General features: G+C 60.6%; 9 protein-coding genes. 8 read left to right on the forward strand and 1 reads right to left on the reverse strand.

Annotation, left to right across the window (positions count from 1 at the left end):
* Nucleotides 1–14: 14 nt before the first annotated feature.
* Nucleotides 15–1,580, reverse strand: coding sequence for a carbohydrate porin (locus ACZ89R_RS03590; protein WP_429546678.1), 1,566 nt, complete (start codon nucleotides 1,578–1,580; stop codon nucleotides 15–17).
* A 168-nt stretch (nucleotides 1,581–1,748) separates the two neighbouring features.
* Here ACZ89R_RS03590 and ACZ89R_RS03595 point away from each other — a divergent pair, with 168 nt between their 5' ends.
* The 8 genes from ACZ89R_RS03595 to ACZ89R_RS03630 all read left to right on the forward strand — a co-directional run bounded on the left by ACZ89R_RS03595 (nucleotide 1,749) and on the right by ACZ89R_RS03630 (nucleotide 21,033).
* Complete coding sequence (locus ACZ89R_RS03595) at nucleotides 1,749–3,023, forward strand: ABC transporter substrate-binding protein (protein WP_429546677.1); 1,275 nt, start codon at nucleotides 1,749–1,751, stop codon at nucleotides 3,021–3,023.
* A gap of 21 nt (nucleotides 3,024–3,044) precedes the next feature.
* A complete protein-coding gene (locus ACZ89R_RS03600) occupies nucleotides 3,045–4,007 on the forward strand; it encodes a carbohydrate ABC transporter permease (protein ID WP_123494900.1) in 963 nt (320 codons plus the stop codon).
* Entirely contained in the window at nucleotides 4,004–4,846 is an 843-nt protein-coding gene (locus ACZ89R_RS03605; RefSeq protein ID WP_123494902.1) for a carbohydrate ABC transporter permease, read from the forward strand. The genes ACZ89R_RS03600 and ACZ89R_RS03605 overlap by 4 nt, the downstream gene beginning before the upstream one ends.
* A gap of 27 nt (nucleotides 4,847–4,873) precedes the next feature.
* On the forward strand, nucleotides 4,874–6,019 hold the full coding sequence (locus ACZ89R_RS03610) for an ABC transporter ATP-binding protein (protein ID WP_429546676.1): 1,146 nt from the start codon (nucleotides 4,874–4,876) through the stop codon (nucleotides 6,017–6,019).
* Nucleotides 6,016–7,518, forward strand: coding sequence for a glycoside hydrolase family 32 protein (locus ACZ89R_RS03615; RefSeq protein ID WP_429546675.1), 1,503 nt, complete (start codon nucleotides 6,016–6,018; stop codon nucleotides 7,516–7,518). The genes ACZ89R_RS03610 and ACZ89R_RS03615 overlap by 4 nt, the downstream gene beginning before the upstream one ends.
* Before the next feature lie 75 nt (nucleotides 7,519–7,593).
* The gene (locus ACZ89R_RS03620) at nucleotides 7,594–8,586 is read left to right on the forward strand and encodes a LacI family DNA-binding transcriptional regulator (RefSeq protein WP_123494905.1); all 993 of its coding nucleotides are present in this window, start codon (nucleotides 7,594–7,596) and stop codon (nucleotides 8,584–8,586) included.
* Nucleotides 8,587–8,884: 298 nt separating this feature from the next.
* On the forward strand, nucleotides 8,885–16,258 hold the full coding sequence (locus ACZ89R_RS03625; RefSeq protein ID WP_429546674.1) for a beta strand repeat-containing protein: 7,374 nt from the start codon (nucleotides 8,885–8,887) through the stop codon (nucleotides 16,256–16,258).
* A gap of 479 nt (nucleotides 16,259–16,737) precedes the next feature.
* Nucleotides 16,738–21,033 carry a beta strand repeat-containing protein gene (locus tag ACZ89R_RS03630; RefSeq protein ID WP_429546673.1) on the forward strand — a complete coding sequence of 1,432 codons (4,296 nt, stop codon included), beginning with the start codon at nucleotides 16,738–16,740 and terminating at the stop codon, nucleotides 21,031–21,033.
* The last annotated feature ends 74 nt before the right edge of the window (nucleotides 21,034–21,107 follow it).

Genomic DNA, 21,107 nt, shown 5'->3' on the forward strand with positions numbered 1-21,107 from the left:
AGAGGAAGCAGATATCAGAACCAGGTTTCCATCTGTATGCCGTACTGCCATACACCGCCGGCGTTGAAGTCCGACTTGCCGAAGTTGTCTGTGGAACTGTATCCGTCCAGATCCGAAGACCAGTTCATCAGGCTTGCGAAAACTCGCAATTCAGGGCGTGTGAGCAGGTCTCCAACGTCAGGTTTGAATGTCGGGGCAATCGTGAATTTCCAGAAGTTACCATCGACCGCATTACGTTGCAGGTAGCCCTTGGGGTCGAGGTCCATGGTTTGCCAACTCATCTCGTAGGCCATCTCGAAATTGCTGTTGATTTCATTGGCCAACCGCACGTTCAACGTCATCCAGCGGTAGTCGTCACCCTTGACGTACCTGTCCTTGCTCTGTTCGGCCAACAAGCTGGGGCCGATGCGCCAACCCGGTGCAATGGGTGTCTCGCCGTAAAGCGCCAGACGCAGAGCCCGGGCGTCGTCGATCAGTTCGCCGTCCGAACCGATGTTCTTGACCTCTGCCCCCAGGCCTTGCCCGTAGAGCAGCGCTGTTTTAAAGAAGCCTTCGCGGCCGAAAAAGTTTTTCTGATGATTGGCCAGCATGCTGTGCAAGCCGGAATCCGCAGGCGTCAGGCCCGCTTCATTGGTGCGAGTGGCAAAGTCGTTTTTCTTTGAGCCAATGCCATTGAACATCCACTGCCACTGACCATTATCGAAGAACTGGTTGGAGGTCAGGATGTAGCTTTCCACATCGGCATTGACACCGCCCTCACTGAAATCCCCATAGTTACGCCCCATCAAGGAATAATTCGAGCGCCAGTCCTTGTTCATCTGCACATCGTAGATACCACCCCCGGTGCCGGCCAGAAAGACCACGTCCGAGTCCAGCCAGTGGATATCGAAGTTGTCTCTGTCGAATCGTTTGCCAGCCCACAGGGTGGAGTTCTCGAACACTGAATTGCCCTTGAAGGCGGCGAGATGATCGAGCTCGGTGAACACCTGACGCACGTTCAGATTGCTCTCGTCGGCGGTCCAGTCGTTGGAGCTTTCCACACCGTCGGCGATGGACACGGTGAATTTGGAACGGGTGCCGTTCTGCGCATAGAGTTCTTTCGACAGGTCTATGCGCATGTAGGTGTCGTCTTCGTTACCGAGTCGCCCGACGGCACCACCGACTGAACCGGCAGGCGTTGTATAAGGGCCGCCACGACCACCACCCAGCCCATCGTTGATCAGCAATCCGGAGCGGGCGTAGCCCTTGAAGCTGAAACCGTCAGTCAGGTGTCCGCTACTGTCTTGCTTTTCCATGCTTTGCTGACGGGCTTCGAGTTTTGCCAGTCGAGTGTCCAAAGTAGGCGCCGCAGTGGCGGCTGCAGTAGACGCCGCCGGCTGCAAGGCGGGAGTCGCCAGTTTGATCTGCTGCAATTCCCTGGCGAGTGCCTGGGTTTGCTGCTCGGCTGCGGCGGCGCGCTTTTCCGCAGCGGCGGCACGCGCTTCAAACGCGGCCATTCGTTGTTCCAGGGTCGCGGCCTGAGAGGTGGCCGCCGAGGTGCCGAGTACGCCTGCGAGTAGCCAGCTTGATGCTTTCTGCATGGGGGATTTCCTGTTTTGTTTTTATTTTTCTGTCCTGCGACCGACCTTTTTTTCGTGAATTGTTAATTGTCAAAATCCACGAAAAAAAGGATGCCTCATCGCAAATACGCTGCTACATTTGGCGATGTTAACGTTAACTTTTCTAAAAACAAAAATAAAGAGGGCTTTATGAAACACCTCAAATCTCTTCTTCCAGCAGCACTGCTTACCCTCTGCGCCGGGCTTCCATCCCTCTCGAGCGCAGCCGATTTGACGATCTCGTGTGGGGCGGTAGGTGCGGAGTTACAACTCTGCAAAGAGGCTGTCCAGGCGTGGTCGAAACAGACCGGCAACAACGTCGAGGTGGTTTCCACGCCTAACTCGGCCACCGAGCGATTGTCGTTCTACCAACAGATCCTCAGTGCGCAGTCCAGCGACATCGACATCATTCAAATCGATATGGTGTGGCCGGGGATGTTGGCCAAACATTTGCTGGATCTGCGCGAGGTGCTTCCCGCCAACGCGACCCAAGGCTATTTCCAGGCACAGGTGGATAACGCCACCGTAAACGGACGGCTGGTGACAATGCCGTGGTTCACCGACTCGGGCCTGCTGTATTACCGCAAGGACTTGCTGGAGAAGTACAACCAGCAGGTTCCCCGGACCTGGGAGGAAATGACCGCTACCGCCAAAACTATTCAACAGGCTGAGCGCACCGCCGGAAACCCTAATGCCTGGGGCTACATTTTTCAGGGGCGCGCCTACGAGGGCCTGACGTGCAATGCACTGGAGTGGATCAGCAGTCAACCGCAAGGCGGACTGGTCAATTCACAAGGCGACATTGTGGTCAACAGTCAGGCCTCAAGAACAGCGCTGACCCTGGCGAAAAGCTGGGTAGGCGATATCTCCCCGCGCGGCGTACTCAATTACACCGAGGAGGAAGGCCGGGGCGTATTCCAGTCGGGCAATGCGCTGTTCATGCGTAACTGGCCGTATGTCTGGGCCCTGGTCCAAGGTCAGGACAGTGCCGTAAAAGACAAGGTCGGGGTCGCTCCCCTGCCCCGTGGCGGCGAGACCGGCACCCATGCATCCACCCTCGGTGGCTGGGGCCTGGCGGTATCGCGTTACAGCGCCCATCCAAAACTGGCCGCAGAACTGGTGAGCTACCTGACCAGTGCCCAAGAGCAAAAACATCGTGCCCTGATAGGCGCCTATAACCCGGTTATCGAGTCGCTGTATCAAGACCCCGAACTGCTCGCGGCCATGCCTTATTACGCTCAGCTGCACAGCATTCTCAACGATGGGGTCATGCGTCCCGCCTCCATCACCGCCGATCGCTATCCACGGGTCTCCAATGCGTTCTTCGATCGAGTGCATGGCGTGCTGGCGGGCGAGTTGCCTGTCGATCAGGCGCTGGCGGAACTGGAAAGCGAACTCACGCGCATCAAACGCCGGAACTGGTAAGCCACAAGGAAGGAAATCACCATGTCTGTCTCTTCTACCCATGCCCCCTGTGATGAGCTGCTGCTCACCAGGGAAACGCCCGTACAACGTCGCCGAGTGCGCGCCGCCTGGCTGTTTCTGACGCCGATGTTGCTGTGTCTGGCCCTGGTGGCAGCCTGGCCGCTACTGCGCACATTCTGGTTCAGCCTGACCGACGCCAACCTAGCGGACACCAGTGGCGGAACCTTCATAGGCTTTGGCAATTATCTGTTCCACAACGGTTCCAGCTGGTCGGGCATTCTGGTCGACCCGCAATGGTGGAACGCGGTGCGCAACACCTTGTATTTCACCGTGGTGTCGGTGGGACTGGAAGTCGTACTGGGGCTGCTGGTGGCGTTGCTGCTGAACATCAAGTTCACCGGACGTGCTCTGGTGCGTGCGTTGATTCTGATTCCCTGGGCGATTCCGACCATTGTTTCGGCGAAGATCTGGTCATGGATGCTTAACGACCAGTTCGGCATCATCAATCACCTGATGCTGAGCCTGGGCCTGATTGACGCCCCTCTGGCCTGGACGGCCGATGCGGATCTGTCGATGTGGGCGGTGATCATCGTCGACGTCTGGAAGACCGTGCCTTTTGTCACGCTGCTGATGTTGGCCGCCTTGCAGATGTTGCCAAGCGATTGCTACGAAGCCGCCAGGGTCGATGGTATTCATCCGCTGAAGGTGTTCTGGCGTGTCACGCTCCCCCTGCTGATGCCCGCACTGCTGGTGGCGGCGATCTTCCGCATCCTCGACTCGCTGCGGGTATTCGACGTGATCTATGTGCTGACCTCGAACTCATCGAGCACCATGAGCATGTCGGTGTATGCCCGCCAGCACCTGGTGGAGTTCCAGGACGTCGGTTACGGCAGCGCGGCCTCGACACTACTGTTTCTGGTGGTTGCGGTCATCGCCCTGCTTTATCTCTACCTCGGACGCCGTCAACTGGAGGTCCGGTCATGAACCTGCGCCTACTGAAAAAAGCCCTGTTGCGCCTCGGATTCTGGTGTCTGATCGGGGTGTTGCTGCTGTATGCGGTCTTCCCTTTCTACTACGCCATCGTGACGTCGCTGAAGCCGTCCAGCGCCTTGTTCGAGGTGAGTTACTGGATCGACAACCCCGATTTCTCCAATTACGCGGCGGTGCTCAATCAAGCCTCATTCCTGCGGGCGATCGGCAACTCGCTGGTGGTTGCGCTGTGCGTGGTGACACTGGCGCTGTTCCTCAGCCTGACCGCCGCCTATGCCTTGGGCCGGGTGAAGTTTCGAGGACGTGGCACGGTCTTGATGATGGTCCTTGGCGTGTCGATGTTTCCTCAGGTCGCGGTGCTGTCGGGGCTGTTCGAAGTGATCCGCGCCCTGGGCCTGTACAACACCTCCTGGGCGTTGATCCTCAGCTACACGATTTTCACCCTGCCCTTCACCGTCTGGGTGCTGACCACGTTTATGGGGCAACTGCCCCATGAACTGGAAGAAGCGGCAATCATGGATGGCGCCTCACCCTGGGTCACGCTGACCCGTGTGCTGTTGCCGCTGCTCTGGCCTGCACTGGTCACCACTGGCTTATTGGCTTTCATCGCCGCGTGGAACGAGTTCCTGTTTGCCCTGACCTTCACCCTCACCGACACCCAACGCACGGTGCCGGTCGCCATCGCCTTGATTTCCGGCGGCAGCCCCCATGAGTTGCCTTGGGGGTTGTTGATGGCCGCCTCGGTGGTGGTCACCGTCCCACTGGTGATTCTGGTGCTGATCTTCCAGCGCCGAATCGTTTCCGGTCTCACTGCCGGCGCGTTAAAGGGTTGATGCCCAACAAAGACAAGGAACAGCATCGTGATCAAATTGAAACTGGACAATGTAAACAAGCAATTGGGCGGCATGCGGATTCTTCGCGACGTCAGCCTGGAAATCGCGGCGGGTGAATTCGTTGTATTCGTTGGCCCTTCGGGCTGCGGAAAATCGACCCTGCTGCGACTGATCGCCGGCCTGGATTCGATCTGCGGCGGCGACCTGCTGATCGACGGGCGTCGGGTCAACGACCTGGAGCCGCGCGAGCGTGGCGTCGGCATGGTGTTTCAGTCTTATGCGCTGTACCCGCACATGAGCGTCTACGACAACATCAGTTTTGGTCTCAAACTGGCCAAGACGGAGAAGACCAGCCTGCGCGAGCGCGTGCTGAAGACTGCGCAAATCCTGCAGTTGGACAAACTGCTGCAACGTAAGCCGAAGGAACTGTCCGGTGGGCAGCGTCAGCGTGTGGCCATGGGCAGAGCCATGGCGCGGGAACCGGACATTTTGTTGTTCGACGAACCGCTCTCCAACCTGGATGCCTCCTTGCGAGTGCAGATGCGCAACGAAATTGCCCGACTGCATGATCGGCTCGGCTCGACGATGATCTACGTCACCCATGATCAGGTTGAAGCGATGACCCTGGCCGACAAAATTGTCGTGCTCAATGGTGGTCGCGTAGAACAGGTCGGCTCACCGCGCGAACTCTATGAGCGCCCGGCCAGCCGCTTTGTCGCCGGTTTTCTCGGTTCGCCCAGAATGAATTTTCTGTCGGCGCGCCTGCAGACGCCAGGCGAAACCAGCCTGGTCGATACCCTCGTTTGGGGTATCACATCCCTGCCCTTCGACAGCTCGAAGCTGGCGGCAGGCACGCAGCTGACTCTGGGGATTCGTCCGGAACACGTGTCGCTCAAAGCGGCGGATGGAACCGCCGGCGTCGTGGTGACCGCGGTCGAATACCTGGGCAGCGAAACCTATGTGCACCTCGAGACAGGTCAGGACGAGCCACTGATCTGTCGTTGCGAGGTCAGCGCCGGATGGCAAGCGGGCGATCGGGTTGAGCTGCAACTGGACATCGACAACCTGCACCTGTTCGACGCCGACGGCGCGGCCTTGAGCCGTCACCCACACGCCATTGAAACGCTGCCGGCTGGCGTCCCTCTGCGCTCGGCACGAGCAAGCGCCCTATGACTGTGTCTTTGAATTCCATGAGTGTTCCAATGTCCGCTGCAATTGAGCTTGCGCAACATGCGCTGAGTGATGGCCTGTCTCGCGTCATCGATGACTATCGTCCCGGTTATCATCTTGCCCCCCCGGTGGGCTGGATGAATGACCCTAACGGGGTGGTGTACTTTCGTGGCGAATACCACGTGTTCTATCAACACCACCCCTTCAACGCGAAATGGGGCCCGATGTATTGGGGGCATGCCAAGAGCGCCGATCTGGTCCATTGGCAGCATCTGCCCATTGCACTGGCGCCCGGCGATGACTTCGACCGAGACGGTTGTTTTTCCGGCAGCGCGGTGGTGTGTGGCGATACCCTGGCACTGATCTACACGGGGCACACCTGGCTGGGGGACGTGGGTGACGAGCGCTCGATCCGTCAAGTCCAGTGCCTGGCCACCAGCAGCGACGGCATCCGGTTCGTCAAGCATGGCGCCGTCATCGAGACCGCGCCGCACGATTCGATCATGCACTTTCGCGACCCCAAGGTATGGCAGGAGGATGACGGCTGGTACCTGATTGCCGGCGCACGTCTGGGCGATAAACCGCTGCTGCCGCTATACCGTTCCACGGATCTGCACACCTGGGAGTTCCTCGATTATGTAGCCAGCGGCAACGAGGGTGATGGCTATATGTGGGAGTGCCCGGATCTGTTCCGGCTGAACGGACGCGATGTGCTGCTCTACTCCCCTCAGGGCATGCAGCCCCAGGGTTACGATCGGCTCAACAAATACCAGACCGGTTATCGGGTGGGCCGACTCGACAGTGAATGGCACTTCACCGGCGGGCCTTTTATCGAGCTGGATAACGGCCACGATTTCTATGCCGCGCAAACGCTTCTGGCCGCCGATGGCCGCCGCCTTGTATGGGCGTGGCTCGACATGTGGGAAAGCCCGATGCCGAGCCAGGCCCATCACTGGTGCGGCATGCTCGGTGTGCCGCGCGAACTTGAACTGCACGCCGATCGCCTTTGCGTGTACCCGGCACGGGAGCTCACCGCTCTGCGCATGGCGCCATTGCCGGGCGTGCCTTGGTGGGAGGGTTCGGGAACCCGGTGCGTGCCGGAAGTGAATGGCGAGATGCTCGAAATCCATGTGCATCTGGATTTGCGTGGCTGCACCAACGGCCACCTCGGAATCGCCTTGCGTTGCAGCGACGATGACCATGAAGAAACCCTGCTTTATTACGATGCGTCGCTGCAGCGTCTGGTGCTTGACCGCAGCCGCGCGGGTGCGCAAGTCACCGGTCAGCGCAGCGTGGCGATTGACCCGACACAAGAGCGACTGGAACTGCGCGTATTTCTCGATCGCTCGTCCATCGAGGTGTTCGACGAAAACGGGCGCTTCAGCCTCAGCAGTCGGTTCTATCCGCGACCCGACAGCCTGGGCGTGAAGCTGTTTGCCAATGGGAGTGGCGGCCGTGTCTCGATTCCCAAGGCGTGGCCCCTGGCCTCGGGATGGCTGTGAGCGGCGTCATTCGAGTCGCGAGAAACCCGGGCCCTGTGTCATGATCCTGCGTCAACCTGACCGGCCTCGCCTCGCATGACTTCAGTGAAAGACGTTGCACAGCTGGCCGGCGTGTCCCTGATGACGGTTTCTCGAGCGCTCAATAATCCGGAAAAACTGAGCCCCGAAACCCTTCAGCGGGTGCGTCGCGCCATTGACGAACTGCAATTCGTACCGAGCCTGTCGGCGCGCAAGATGCGCGGCGACAACCTCCAGTCGCGCACCATCGGGGTGTTCGCACTGGACACCGCGACCACACCGTTCGCGGTCGAGTTGCTGCTGTCCATCGAACAGACCGCGCAGCAGGCGGGCTGGAATGTGTTCATCCTCAACCTGTTGAGCAACCCGCCAACCGACCAGAACATTGACCTGATGCTGTCGCACCGTCCCGACGGGTTGATCTTCAGCGCCATGGGGTTTCGCCAGGTATGCATTCCCGAACGCTTGAAGAGCAAACCCCTGGTGCTCGCCAATTGCCTGGCAGATGACAGTCGCCTGGTCAGTTATGTGCCAGATGACGAAACGGGGCAGTATCGAGCCGTACATCACGCGTTGAGCCAAGGCTATCGGCGCCCTCTGTGTATCAATCTGCCCAAACAGAGCCTGGCCTGGGGCCTACGACAAAAAGGCCTGCAGCGTGCCTGCCAGGCATTTGGCCTTGCGCCTGAGGCACTTCTGCAATACGACCTTTCCGATCATGATGCCTATGGTGAAACCGCAGCCATCCTCGACCGGCACATCATCGAGGGTCGCCCGCAATTCGACATCCTGATCTGTGGCAACGACCGGATTGCCTTTTGTGCCTATCAGTTGTTGTTGGGCCGAGGCCTGAAAATTCCCGCCGATGTCGCCGTGCTCGGCTATGACAACATGATCGGCATCGCCGAACTGTTCATACCGCCGCTGACCACGGTGCAATTGCCGTACTACGAGATCGGTCGCAATGCGGCCCGGCACCTGATCGAGGCCCTTGAGGTAGAGGGTGCCCAGCCGGTTGATTGTCCATTGGTAATCAGAACGTCGTTGTGAGTTATCAAAACCCTTTACCGAGGGCCAGCGCTCGGTAAAGGGCTGAGTGTTTACTTGGGCGGAACGAAGTTATCCAGCATTCGATTCACCGCCAATTCCCCCAGCATGATGACGTTTTGTTCCTGATCGCTGCCACGCCGCGCCCTCACGCCTCATCCCACCTCCCCCTCCCGAGTAGTCCGAAACTCCCAGCCCTTCTGGGAGTATCCGCCGATGCGCGATCCTCGGCGCTTATCCATAGTTGCGACCAATGGTCAACGGTCAGGCCTTGATGACCGCAATTACCCAGGAAAAAGTCATGACAATTGAGCAAAATTCATTGCTGACGAACGCTATGAGCGTCGTGGCGAGCGGCGCGAACGTTTCGCTGGACGAAACGTCCGGTTTGCAGAACGCCACCGCCACGCCAACCCCTACGGGAGACGCTGACGACAACGACATTCTGGTGACCTCCCTGCCCTCGACCTTCGCTACCCGTTTGACCGCACTGGGTGCCGGGACCGCAACGGGGGCAGCGTTGAGTGGCTATACCGGTGCCGTGGGCAATACGGGCAGCAATGCGTTCACCGTCACCGCGGACCCCGGAGCCACTATTACCAATATCAGCTTCGTCGACAGCAATGGCGTACCGCTCAATGGCGTGGACAGCGGCCTGGATACCCTCAATGGCACCAGCATCCTTCTCTACACGGATGCGAACAACGACAACATCGTTCTGGGCCGGGCCGGTGGCTCGACCGGCGCGATCGTGTTCGCTGCCTATATTGAAGAAACCGGATCGCCGGTCTCGGGCGGCAAGATCTGGACCGTGGAGTACCAACCGCTCAAGCATCCAGATGCTACGAACGCCGATGATTCGCTCAATCTGCTGAATAAGGTGTTCATCGGAGCCAGTCAGGACCTGGAATTCAATTTGGCCAATGCCCCCTCCGGGCAGAACCTGTTCCTGATGTTCACCAAAGCGAACCCGGCAACTGCAACGGTCGATGGTGTCGTGCGGATCACGGATCCCGTCATCATCGCCACCGGCAAAGATCCGGCGAATCAGTCAACTGGCGCCAGTATAACGACTGGCGACACGATCAATACCAGCCAGGCGGGTGGCCCTACCACCTTCGGCACCAACAGCCAGATGATTACGGAACAGGAAGGCATCCGTTATTCGTTCGTCACAGGTGCCAGGCAGGATATGACCATTCCTAACCTGGATCAGAACGAAGCAGATGTTGAATCCAACATCGACTTTACCGGCGTCTTCAATGCGAAGATGGCCAATTTCGATGTGGTGCAGTTGCAAAGCGGCAAGAGTGCTGTGGTAAAAATCAGCGCATTCAGCACCGCTGTTGAATCTGGAGCGGCTTTCATCGACGGCTATGCGGGTGATACGCCGGTTGCCATCACCAATGTTCGCGTCTTCAACAGCGCCGGGGTGGTGATCGAGAATTCAAACGGATCGGTGAATGATTCGACCATTTTGATCACCTTTTCCGGTGGGGTTGCAACCATCACCGGCGTTAAAGCCGGCTATCAGATTGAATACACCACAACGTCGGATCACAACCGCGTGCTCATCGAGAACGGAGCGGCCCTCGATGCCAAGGGCACTGCCCATGCCGATTTTGATATCGGTGGTTTCACGCTGGTCCAGGCCTCCATTTCGAAAACCGAAATCGGCTCCAAGATGATCTTCGAGGACGACGGGCCGACGGCGACCGGCACTGCCGCAACGGGAACCGTCGACGAGGACGGCCTGGCCAATGGCATTGCCGGGGGTACGGGCGACGTGGCTGGCGAGGCGACCACGGCCAGCGGCAGCGTGACCGGTATCTTCCAGTCCGGCGCCGACACGCCGCTGAGCTATGCCTTGTCGAGTAACACCAGCGGCTTGCCGGCGCTGAGCTCGGGCGGGGTGGCGCTGGTGTACAGCGTCGCGGGCGGCACGCTCACCGCCAAGGCCGGCGTAGCCGGTGCCGACGTCTTCACGTTCAGCCTCACCGCAGCGGGTGCCTACACCTTCACGCTGCTCAAGCCACTGGATCACGCGGCCGGTAACAACGAGAACGACATCACCCTCAACCTGGGCTCGCTGCTGCAGGCCACCGACAAGGACGGTGACACGGTGACAGCCGCGGCCGAAAAACTGGTCATCACCGTCGACGATGACACGCCGACGGCGACCGGAACCGCCTTGACGGGAACCGTCGACGAGGACGGCCTGGCCAATGGCATTGCCGGCGGTACGGGCGACGCGGCTGGCGAGGCGACCACGGCCAGCGGCAGCGTGACCGGCATCTTCCAGTCCGGCGCCGACACGCCGCTGAGCTATGCCTTGTCGAGTGATACCAGCGGCTTGCCGGCGCTGAGCTCGGGCGGGGTGGCGCTGGTGTACAGCGTCGTGGGCAACACGCTCACCGCCACGGCCGGCGCGACCGATGTGTTCACCTTCAGCCTCACCGCAGCGGGTGCCTACACCTTCACGCTGCTCAAACCGCTGGATCACGCGGCAGGTAACAACGAGAACGACATCACCATCAACCTGGGCTCGTTGCTGCAAGCCACCGACAAGGACGGCGACACGGTGACGACCGCGGCCGACAAACTGGTCATCACCGTCGACGACGACACGCCGACGGCGACCGGTACCGCCGCAACGGGAACCGTCGACGAAGACGGCCTGGCCAATGGCATTGCCGGCGGTACGGGCGACGCGGCTGGCGAGGCGACCACGGCCAGCGGCAGCGTGACCGGCATCTTCCAGTCCGGCGCCGACACGCCGCTGAGCTATGCCTTGTCGAGTAACACCAGCGGCTTGCCGGCGCTGAGCTCGGGCGGGGTGGCGCTGGTGTACAGCGTCGTGGGCGGCACGCTCACCGCCAAGGCCGGCATAGCCGGTGCCGACGTGTTCACGTTCAGCCTCACCGCAGCGGGTGCCTACACCTTCACGCTGCTCAAGCCGCTGGATCACGCGGCTGGCAACAACGAGAACGACATCACCCTCAACCTGGGGTCGCTGCTGCAAGCCACCGACAAAGACGGTGACACGGTGACAGCCGCGGCCGAGAAACTGGTCATCACCGTCGACGACGACACGCCGACCGCGACCGGGACCGCCGCAACGGGAACCGTCGACGAGGACGGCCTGGCCAATGGCATTGCCGGTGGCACGGGCGACGTGACCGGCGAGGCGACCACCGCCAGCGGCAGCGTGACCGGCATCTTCCAGTCCGGTGCCGACACGCCGGTGACCTATGCCTTGTCGAGTAACACCAGCGGCTTGCCGGCGCTGAGCTCGGGCGGGGTGGCGCTGGTGTACAGCGTCGTGGGCGGCACGCTCACCGCCACGGCCGGCATAGCCGGTGCCGACGTGTTCACGTTCAGCCTCACCGCAGCGGGTGCCTACACCTTCACGCTGCTCAAGCCGCTGGATCACGCGGCTGGCAACAACGAGAACGACATCACCCTCAACCTGGGCTCGCTGCTGCAAGCCACCGACAAGGACGGTGACACGGTGACAGCCGCGGCCGACAAACTGGTTATCACCGTCGACGACGACACGCCGACGGCGACCGGCACTGCCGCAACGGGAACCGTCGACGAGGACGGCCTGGCCAATGGCATTGCCGGTGGTACGGGCGACGTGGCTGGCGAGGCGACCACGGCCAGCGGCAGCGTGACCGGTATCTTCCAGTCCGGCGCCGACACGCCGCTGAGCTATGCCTTGTCGAGTAACACCAGCGGCTTGCCGGCGCTGAGCTCGGGCGGGGTGGCGCTGGTGTACAGCGTCGTGGGCGGCACGCTCACCGCCACGGCCGGCGCGACCGACGTGTTCACCTTCAGCCTCACCACAGCGGGTGCCTACACCTTCACGCTGCTCAAGCCGCTGGATCACGCGGCCGGTAACAACGAGAACGACATCACCCTCAACCTGGGGTCGCTGCTGCAAGCCACCGACAAGGACGGCGACACGGTGACGGCCGCGGCCGAGAAACTGGTCATCACCGTCGACGACGACACGCCGACCGCGGCCGGTACCGCCGCAACGGGAACCGTCGACGAAGACGGCCTGGCCAATGGCATTGCCGGTGGCACGGGCGACGCGGCTGGCGAGGCGACCACCGCCAGCGGCAGCGTGACCGGCATCTTCCAGTCCGGTGCCGACACGCCGCTGAGCTATGCCTTGTTGAGTGATACCAGCGGCTTGCCGGCGCTGAACTCGGGCGGAGTGGCGCTGGTGTACAGCGTCGCGGGCGGCACGCTCACCGCCACGGCCGGCATAGCCGGTGCCGACGTGTTCACGTTCAGCCTCACCGCAGCGGGTGCCTACACCTTCACGCTGCTCAAGCCGCTGGATCACGCGGCTGGCAACAACGAGAACGACATCACCCTCAACCTGGGGTCGCTGCTGCAAGCCACCGACAAAGACGGTGACACGGTGACAGCCGCGGCCGAGAAACTGGTCATCACCGTCGACGACGACACGCCGACCGCGACCGGGACCGCCGCAACGGGAACCGTCGACGAGGACGGCCTGGCCAATGGCATTGCCGGTGGCACGGGCGACGTGACCGGCGAGGCGACCACCGCCAGCGGCAGCGTGACCGGCATCTTCCAGTCCGGTGCCGACACGCCGCTGACCTATGCCTTGTCGAGTAACACCAGCGGCTTGCCGGCGCTGAGCTCGGGCGGGGTGGCGCTGGTGTACAGCGTCGTGGGCGGCACGCTCACCGCCACGGCCGGCATAGCCGGTGCCGACGTGTTCACGTTCAGCCTCACCGCAGCGGGTGCCTACACCTTCACGCTGCTCAAGCCGCTGGATCACGCGGCTGGCAACAACGAGAACGACATCACCCTCAACCTGGGCTCGCTGCTGCAAGCCACCGACAAGGACGGTGACACGGTGACAGCCGCGGCCGACAAACTGGTTATCACCGTCGACGACGACACGCCGACGGCGACCGGCACTGCCGCAACGGGAACCGTCGACGAGGACGGCCTGGCCAATGGCATTGCCGGTGGTACGGGCGACGTGGCTGGCGAGGCGACCACGGCCAGCGGCAGCGTGACCGGTATCTTCCAGTCCGGCGCCGACACGCCGCTGAGCTATGCCTTGTCGAGTAACACCAGCGGCTTGCCGGCGCTGAGCTCGGGCGGGGTGGCGCTGGTGTACAGCGTCGCGGGCGGCACGCTCACCGCCACGGCCGGCGCGACCGACGTGTTCACCTTCAGCCTCACCGCAGCGGGTGCCTACACCTTCACGCTGCTCAAGCCGCTGGATCACGCGGCAGGTAACAACGAGAACGACATCACCCTCAACCTGGGCTCGCTGCTGCAGGCCACCGACAAGGACGGTGACACGGTGACAGCCGCGGCCGACAAACTGGTCATCACCGTCGACGACGACACGCCGACGGCGACCGGTACTGCCGTGACGGGAACCGTCGACGAGGACGGCCTGGCCAACGGCATTGCCGGGGGTACGGGCGACGCGGCTGGCGAGGCGACCACGGCCAGCGGCAGCGTGACCGGTATCTTCCAGTCCGGCGCCGACACGCCGCTGAGCTATGCCTTGTCGAGTGATACCAGCGGCTTGCCGGTGCTGAACTCGGGCGGAGTGGCGCTGGTGTACAGCGTCGCGGGCGGCACGCTCACCGCCAAGGCCGGCGTAGCCGGTGCCGACGTGTTCACGTTCAGCCTCACCACAGCGGGTGCCTACACCTTCACGCTGCTCAAGCCGCTGGATCACGCGGCTGGCAACAACGAGAACGACATCACCCTCAACCTGGGCTCGCTGCTGCAAGCCACCGACAAGGACGGTGACACGGTGACAGCCGCGGCCGACAAACTGGTTATCACCGTCGACGACGACACGCCGACGGCGACCGGCACTGCCGCAACGGGAACCGTCGACGAGGACGGCCTGGCCAATGGCATTGCCGGTGGTACGGGCGACGCGGCTGGCGAGGCGACCACGGCCAGCGGCAGCGTGACCGGTATCTTCCAGTCCGGCGCCGACACGCCGCTGAGCTATGCCTTGTCGAGTGATACCAGCGGCTTGCCGGTGCTGAACTCGGGCGGGGTGGCGCTGGTGTACAGCGTCGCGGGCGGCACGCTCACCGCCAAGGCCGGCGTAGCCGGTGCCGACGTGTTCACGTTCAGCCTCACCACAGCGGGTGCCTACACCTTCACGCTGCTCAAGCCGCTGGATCACGCGGCTGGCAACGACGAGAACGACATCACCATCAACCTGGGCTCGCTGCTGCAAGCCACCGACAAGGACGGCGACACGGTGACGACCGCGGCCGACAAACTGGTCATCACCGTCGACGACGACACGCCCGTTATAGGGACCGCCCCTGTGCAGGATGTCGATCCCACTTTAGGTGCGACGTCATGGACCTTTTCGGGTGACTTCGTCTACTCGCTAGGTGCGGACCAGCGCGGGCCGACCTACTCTTCGGCAGCGGACAGCGATTTTGCCGAACTCGCCCTCTCTGGTACGGCGAACGATGTTGCGATCGTTGATCCAACGGTCACCTGGGATTCGGAGAATCTCAACGCTGCCACGTTTAACGTGTCGTTCGAATACGATCACGATCGCAATGCTGCCACCGCGACTGAACTGGTGGAAGGCACGCTGGTGTTCGACAAAGTCAATGACACCTACACCTTCGAGATGGATGCGCTGCAAACGACGCAAGACGTCACGCTGGGCGAAGGCACTGGATACGAAACGTATGACGTGGGTGGCACGAGCCCTTCCAGTGGCCCATCACCTGTGGCTACCGGGAAGCTTGGGGAAGGTTTCTACATCCAGATCACGGGCTTCGAGGCCCCCCTTAGTGCCGGCGGCAATACTGCCGTGGCGGCGGGTGAGCTGGTGAGCGGCACGCAGGCCCCTGTAACCTTGTCCAGCACTGCTCTGGGCGTCTCCGGAAATACGATCCAGGCAGGTGAAGCGGCCAACATCAACTTCTTCCAGACTGATCCGAAAGGAGATCTGGGCGCCGACGATTTTAGTTACGCGACCGATTTCTTTATCAAGTTCGATGGCTACGAGACTGAAAGCGATGATCTTTTGCTTATAGTCAGTCTTGCTGATGCAGATGATCCCTCCATCACTACAACACGGGCCATCTACGTCGACCAGGGCGATGTGTACGAGAGCGATACGGTCAACACCGATCTTGTTGGAACCAAGTACGAGGCCCTTATCCTCGATGACCTAACCGATCCGAACGACCCGTTCCTGGACAATAATGATGCTCTGTTGATTGTTGAAAGTAATGACTTCAACATTCAGACCGGTGATAACTGGCTCATCAAGGGTATTCAGATTCTTTCGAATGATGCTGGCCTTACGGGCAGCGCGATAAATCTGAATCGCAATGTCGGTGCCGATGGCGCAAGCAGCACTTCCGCGCAGCCGGTCAGTGGTCTCGTCGGGCCTGGAAACACGATTGCGGAGGATACGAGTACGAATCCGCTGAAGATCATCGATGCTGGTTTCTCCACCACCACGACTACACCCGCTACCCTTGATCTAACGCTGGATTTCAAGGTCGTCGATAGCGATAGCGATTTCACCGCTGTACAGACGATTGATATCGAAAATCCTGTCGTGATCGAACTGGTGGGATTAACTAACTTGGCACCGACAGATTTGGTGCTTTGATCCACCAAGAAGAGTACACGCGCGCGACAGGATGTAAAACCTGTCTCGCGCGGTAATGCTGGCGACCACGGTGATCGTATTGGTCGGTGTCAATCTTGCAACCGAAGTTGCACCGGGAGACTTCGTCTGCCCCCTTAATTTGCATGACTTCTTCAGGAGGTGTTTATTGGTTAGCCTCGCGGCCCACAGGGCAGCGGGGCTTTCCATTTCCGGTCTACCTCCCGGTATCCAATGTCGGCGGCCAAACGGAATCGAGTCCCCAACACCCTCTCTGATCAGCGCTTATGGTTGATCCATGGACCCAGTACTCATCGCGCCGCTCCTTCGCGTCCTCATCCCGTCTCCCCCTTCCAAGTAGTCTGAAACTCCCACCCCGCTTGGGAGTATCGGCCGATGCGCAATAGCCGGCGCTTATCCATAGTTGCGGCCAATGGTCAACGGTCAGGCCAAGATGACCGCAATTGCTCTGGAGAAAAATCATGGCTATTGGAATCACCGGCGTGAACGTTTCGCTGGACGAAACGTCCGGTTTGCAGAATGCCACCGCCACGCCCACCCCTACGGGAGACGCTGACGACAATGACATTCTGGTGGCCTCCCTGCCCTCGACCTTCGCTACCCGTTTGACCGCACTGGGTGCCGGGACCGCAACGGGTGCGGCCTTAAGTGGCTATACCGGTGACGTAAACGACACGGGCAGCAATGCGTTCACCCTCACATCTGACCCCGGAGCAGGCATTACCGATATCAGCTTCGTCGACAGTGAAGGCGCACCGCTCAATGGCCTGGATAGCGGGCTGGATACCCTCGATGGCACCAGCATCCTTCTCTATACGGACACGAACAACAACATTCTTCTGGGCCGAGCCGGGGGGCCAACTGGCGCGATCGTGTTCGCAGCCTACATCGAAGAAACTGGATCGCCGGTCACCGGCGGCAAGATCTGGACCGTTGAGTACCAACCGCTCAAGCATCCAGTTGTGACGAACGCCGATGATTCGCTCAATCTGGCCGGTAAGGTTTTCATCGGAGCCACTCAGGACGCGAATTTTAGCCTGGCCGGGGCACCATCTGGCCAGCAGTTATTCCTGATGTTCACCACCGAGGGCGCGACGGCCGATGTGGACGGGCGGATTCCCGGTGTCTCGATCATCGTCACCGGCAAGAATCCGCTGAATCAGTCGGCAAGCGACGCTGCCATCACTAGCGCCGACACGGTCAATAGCAGCCAGGGCGGCGGCAACACGACCCTGGGCACCAACAATCAGGCGATCACCGAACAGGAAGGCCTGCGTTTCAGCTTCGTCACTGGTGCCAGGGCGGACGTCACGATCCCCAACCTGAGCCCAGGCGAAGCAGGTATCGAAGCGAACATCGACTTCACCCAGTACTTCGGCGCCCGCGCCGCGACCTTCCAGGTCGTGCAGGAGACGGGTGGCACGACCGCGAAGATCTTGCTCACCGCCTTCAAGAACGTCGACAACGACCTCAACGGGTCGCAGAGCGGCGTCAACTTCATCGACAGCTACGCCGACGACGGCACCGAAAAGGTCGATATCACCGTTGGCAGTGTTACCGTGAAGACGTTCGCGGGTGTCACTATCAGCAGCGCCGTCATCACCTACAACGCCGACGGCACGGTGCTGATCACCGGCATTCCGACCGATTCGCAGATCACCTACGGCACGGCGACCGACCACAACCGTGTGCTGATCGAGAACGCCGGGTTACTGACCGCCAAGAACAGCGACAAGACGCACGCCGACTTCGACATCGGCGGCTTTGAGGTGCTGCAGACCAGTACCTCGGCCATCGAAATCGGTTCCAAGATGATCTTCGACGACGATGGTCCTAGCGCGGACGTGGTTGATGGCGGCGGCGTGGTGACGATCGACGAGACGGCTGGTAACCAGGATAACGACAGCGACCTGGCAGCGGTTCTCGCACTGTTCGACACAGAAGTAACGAACAAAGGCACGGACTTGAATCCAACCGAGTTCGCGATCAGCACCACGCCTTTGGCCACCACAACACTCAGCAGCTTTGGCCAGGACGCCGCGGGCGGGACGAAAGTGCTGTCGCTGGCGATTGTGGGCGGTGATGGCACCGACTCGTTGCTCAACACCACCGATGGCAAGGACATCAAGCTGTTCAAGGAAGGCAATCTGATTGTCGGCCGCTATGACGTGGCCAATGGCACGGTCACGGCGGATGATCCGGCGGCGTTTGCGATTGCACTGCAACAGGACGGCAACGTGGCGGTGGCGCAGTATGTCTCGCTCACGCACCCTGTCGCCGGTAGTTCGGCAGCGGATCATGACGACCGGGTCGATCTGGCCGGCCTGGTCAATGCGGTGGTGACGGTGACCGACGGCGACGGCGACACCAGCACCGATAGCGTCGGCATCGGCGACGACATCAACTTCGACGACGACGGGCCGAGCGCGGACGTGGCCGATGGCGGCGGTTCAGTAACAATCGACGAGACGGCAGGCAACCAGGATAACGACAGCGATGCGGCGGCAGTTCTGGCGCTGTTCGACACGGAAGTGCTGAACAAGGGCACGGACTTGAGTCCAGCGGAGTTCGCGATCAGCACCACGCCTTTGGCCACTACGGCGCTCAGCAGCTTTGGCCAGGACCAGGAGGGTGCGACGAAAGTGTTGTCACTGGCGATTGTGGGCGGCGACGGCACCGACTCGCTGCTCAACACCACCGATGGCAAGGACATCAAGCTGTTCAAGGAAGGCGATCTGATTATCGGCCGCTATGACGTAGCCAATGGCACGGTCACGGGAGCCGATCCGGCGGCGTTCGCGATTGCGCTGCTGCAGGACGGCAACGTGGCAGTGGCGCAGTATGTCTCGCTCACGCACCCTATCGCCGGCAGCTCGGCGGCGGCCCATGACGATCAGGTCAATCTGGCCGGCCTGATCAACGCAGTGGTGACGGTGACCGACGGCGACGGCGACACCAGCATCGACAGCGTCGGTATCGGCGGCGACATCAACCTCGACGACGATGGGCCTACGGTGTCAGCCAACAGCACGGTGCTGCTCGACGACGATGCGCTAACCGGTGGCAATCCCGGCGGTACGGACGACGATGTAAACGCGGCTAACGCAAGCGGCACGCTGGGCCACGACTTTGGTCAGGACGGGGCCGGCACGGTGGCCTATCTGACCAGCGGCGCACCCACAGGCTTCACCTATGTGGCCGATGGCACCAGCTTGTTGGTCAAGCAGGGCACGACCACGGTGCTGACCCTGACGATGGTTGCGGCAACAGGTGCCTACTCGGTGGTGCAAAACAATCCGATCGCTCATGCGGCGGGTCTGAACGAGAACAACCAGGCGTTCACCATCAGCTACCGGGTGACCGATGGTGATGGCGATACGGCCGACGGCACGCTGGGGATCAACGTCGACGACGATACCCCCGTTATCGGGACAGCCCCTGTGCAGGATATCGATCCCACTTTGGGTGCGACGTCATGGACCTTTTCGGGTGACTTCGCCTACTCGATAGGTGCGGACCAGCGCGGGCCGACCTACTCTTCGGCAGCGGACAGTGATTTTGCCGAACTCGCCCTCTCTGGTACGGCGAACGATGTTGCGATCGTTGATCCAACGGTCACTTGGGATTCAGAGAGTCTCGCCGCTGCCACGTTTAACGTGTCGTTCGAATACGATCACGATCGCAATGCTGCCACCGCGACTGAACTGGTGGAAGGCACGCTGGTGTTCGACAAAGTCAATGACACCTACACCTTCGAGATGGATGCGCTGCAAACGACGCAAGACGTCACGCTGGGCGAAGGCACTGGATACGAAACGTATGACGTGGATGGCACGAGCCCTTCCAGTGGCCCATCACCTGTGGCTACCGGGAAGCTTGGTGAAGGTTTCTTCATCCAGATCACGGGCTTCGAGTCCCCCCTTAGTGCCGGCGGCAATACTGTTGTGACGGCGGGTGAGCTGGTGAGCGGCACGCAGGCCCCTGTAACCTTGTCCAGCACTGCTCTGGGCGTCTCCGGAAATACGATCCAGGCAGGTGAAGCGGCCAACATCAATTTCTTCCAGACTGATCCGAAAGGAGATCTGGGCGCCGACAATTTTAGTTACGCGACCGATTTCTTTATCAAGTTCGATGGCTATGAGACTGAAAGCGATGATCTTTTGCTTATAGTCAGTCTTGCTGATGCAGATGATCCCTCCATCACTACAACACGGGCCATCTACGTCGACCAAGGCGATGTGTACGAGAACGATACAAACAACGCCGATCTTGTTGGAACCAAGTACCAGGCCCTTATCGTCAACGACCTAGCCGATCCGAACGACCCGTTCCTGGACAATAATGATGCTCTATTGATTGTTGAAAGTAATGACTTCAACATTCAGACCGGTGATAACTGGCTCATCAAGGGTATTCAGATTCTTTCGAATGATGCTGGCCTTACGGGCAGCGCGATAAATCTGAATCGCGATGTCGGTGCCGATGGCGCAAGCAGCACTGCCGCACAGCCGGTCGTTGGTCTCGTCGGGCCTGGAAACACGATTGCGGAGGATACGAGTACGAATCCGCTGAAGATCATCGATGCTGGTTTCTCCACCACCACGACTGTACCCGCTACCCTTGATCTAACGCTGGATTTCAAGGTCGTCGATAGCGATAGCGATTTCACCGCTGTACAGACGATTGATATCGAAAATCCTGTCGTGGTCGAACTGGTGGGAGTGACTAACTTGGCACCGACAGATTTGGTGCTTTGATCCGGTGACCGACATCGCAAGCACTGACATTGTCTGAAAACCGCTGCAGGTACACGGCCTGGCTCCCGCAAGGG

The organism is Pseudomonas sp. TE3728 (assembly GCF_056279145.1).

Excerpts from the sequence above, each read along its gene's own strand:
- ACZ89R_RS03605 (WP_123494902.1), top strand. The coding sequence starts at position 4,004 with ATGAACCTGCGCCTACTGAAAAAAGCCCTGTTGCGCCTCGGATTCTGG.
- ACZ89R_RS03620 (WP_123494905.1), top strand. The coding sequence starts at position 7,594 with ATGACTTCAGTGAAAGACGTTGCACAGCTGGCCGGCGTGTCCCTGATG.
- ACZ89R_RS03630 (WP_429546673.1), top strand. The coding sequence starts at position 16,738 with ATGGCTATTGGAATCACCGGCGTGAACGTTTCGCTGGACGAAACGTCC.
- ACZ89R_RS03625 (WP_429546674.1), top strand. The coding sequence starts at position 8,885 with ATGACAATTGAGCAAAATTCATTGCTGACGAACGCTATGAGCGTCGTG.
- ACZ89R_RS03590 (WP_429546678.1), bottom strand. The coding sequence starts at position 1,580 with ATGCAGAAAGCATCAAGCTGGCTACTCGCAGGCGTACTCGGCACCTCG.
- ACZ89R_RS03615 (WP_429546675.1), top strand. The coding sequence starts at position 6,016 with ATGACTGTGTCTTTGAATTCCATGAGTGTTCCAATGTCCGCTGCAATT.
- ACZ89R_RS03600 (WP_123494900.1), top strand. The coding sequence starts at position 3,045 with ATGTCTGTCTCTTCTACCCATGCCCCCTGTGATGAGCTGCTGCTCACC.
- ACZ89R_RS03595 (WP_429546677.1), top strand. The coding sequence starts at position 1,749 with ATGAAACACCTCAAATCTCTTCTTCCAGCAGCACTGCTTACCCTCTGC.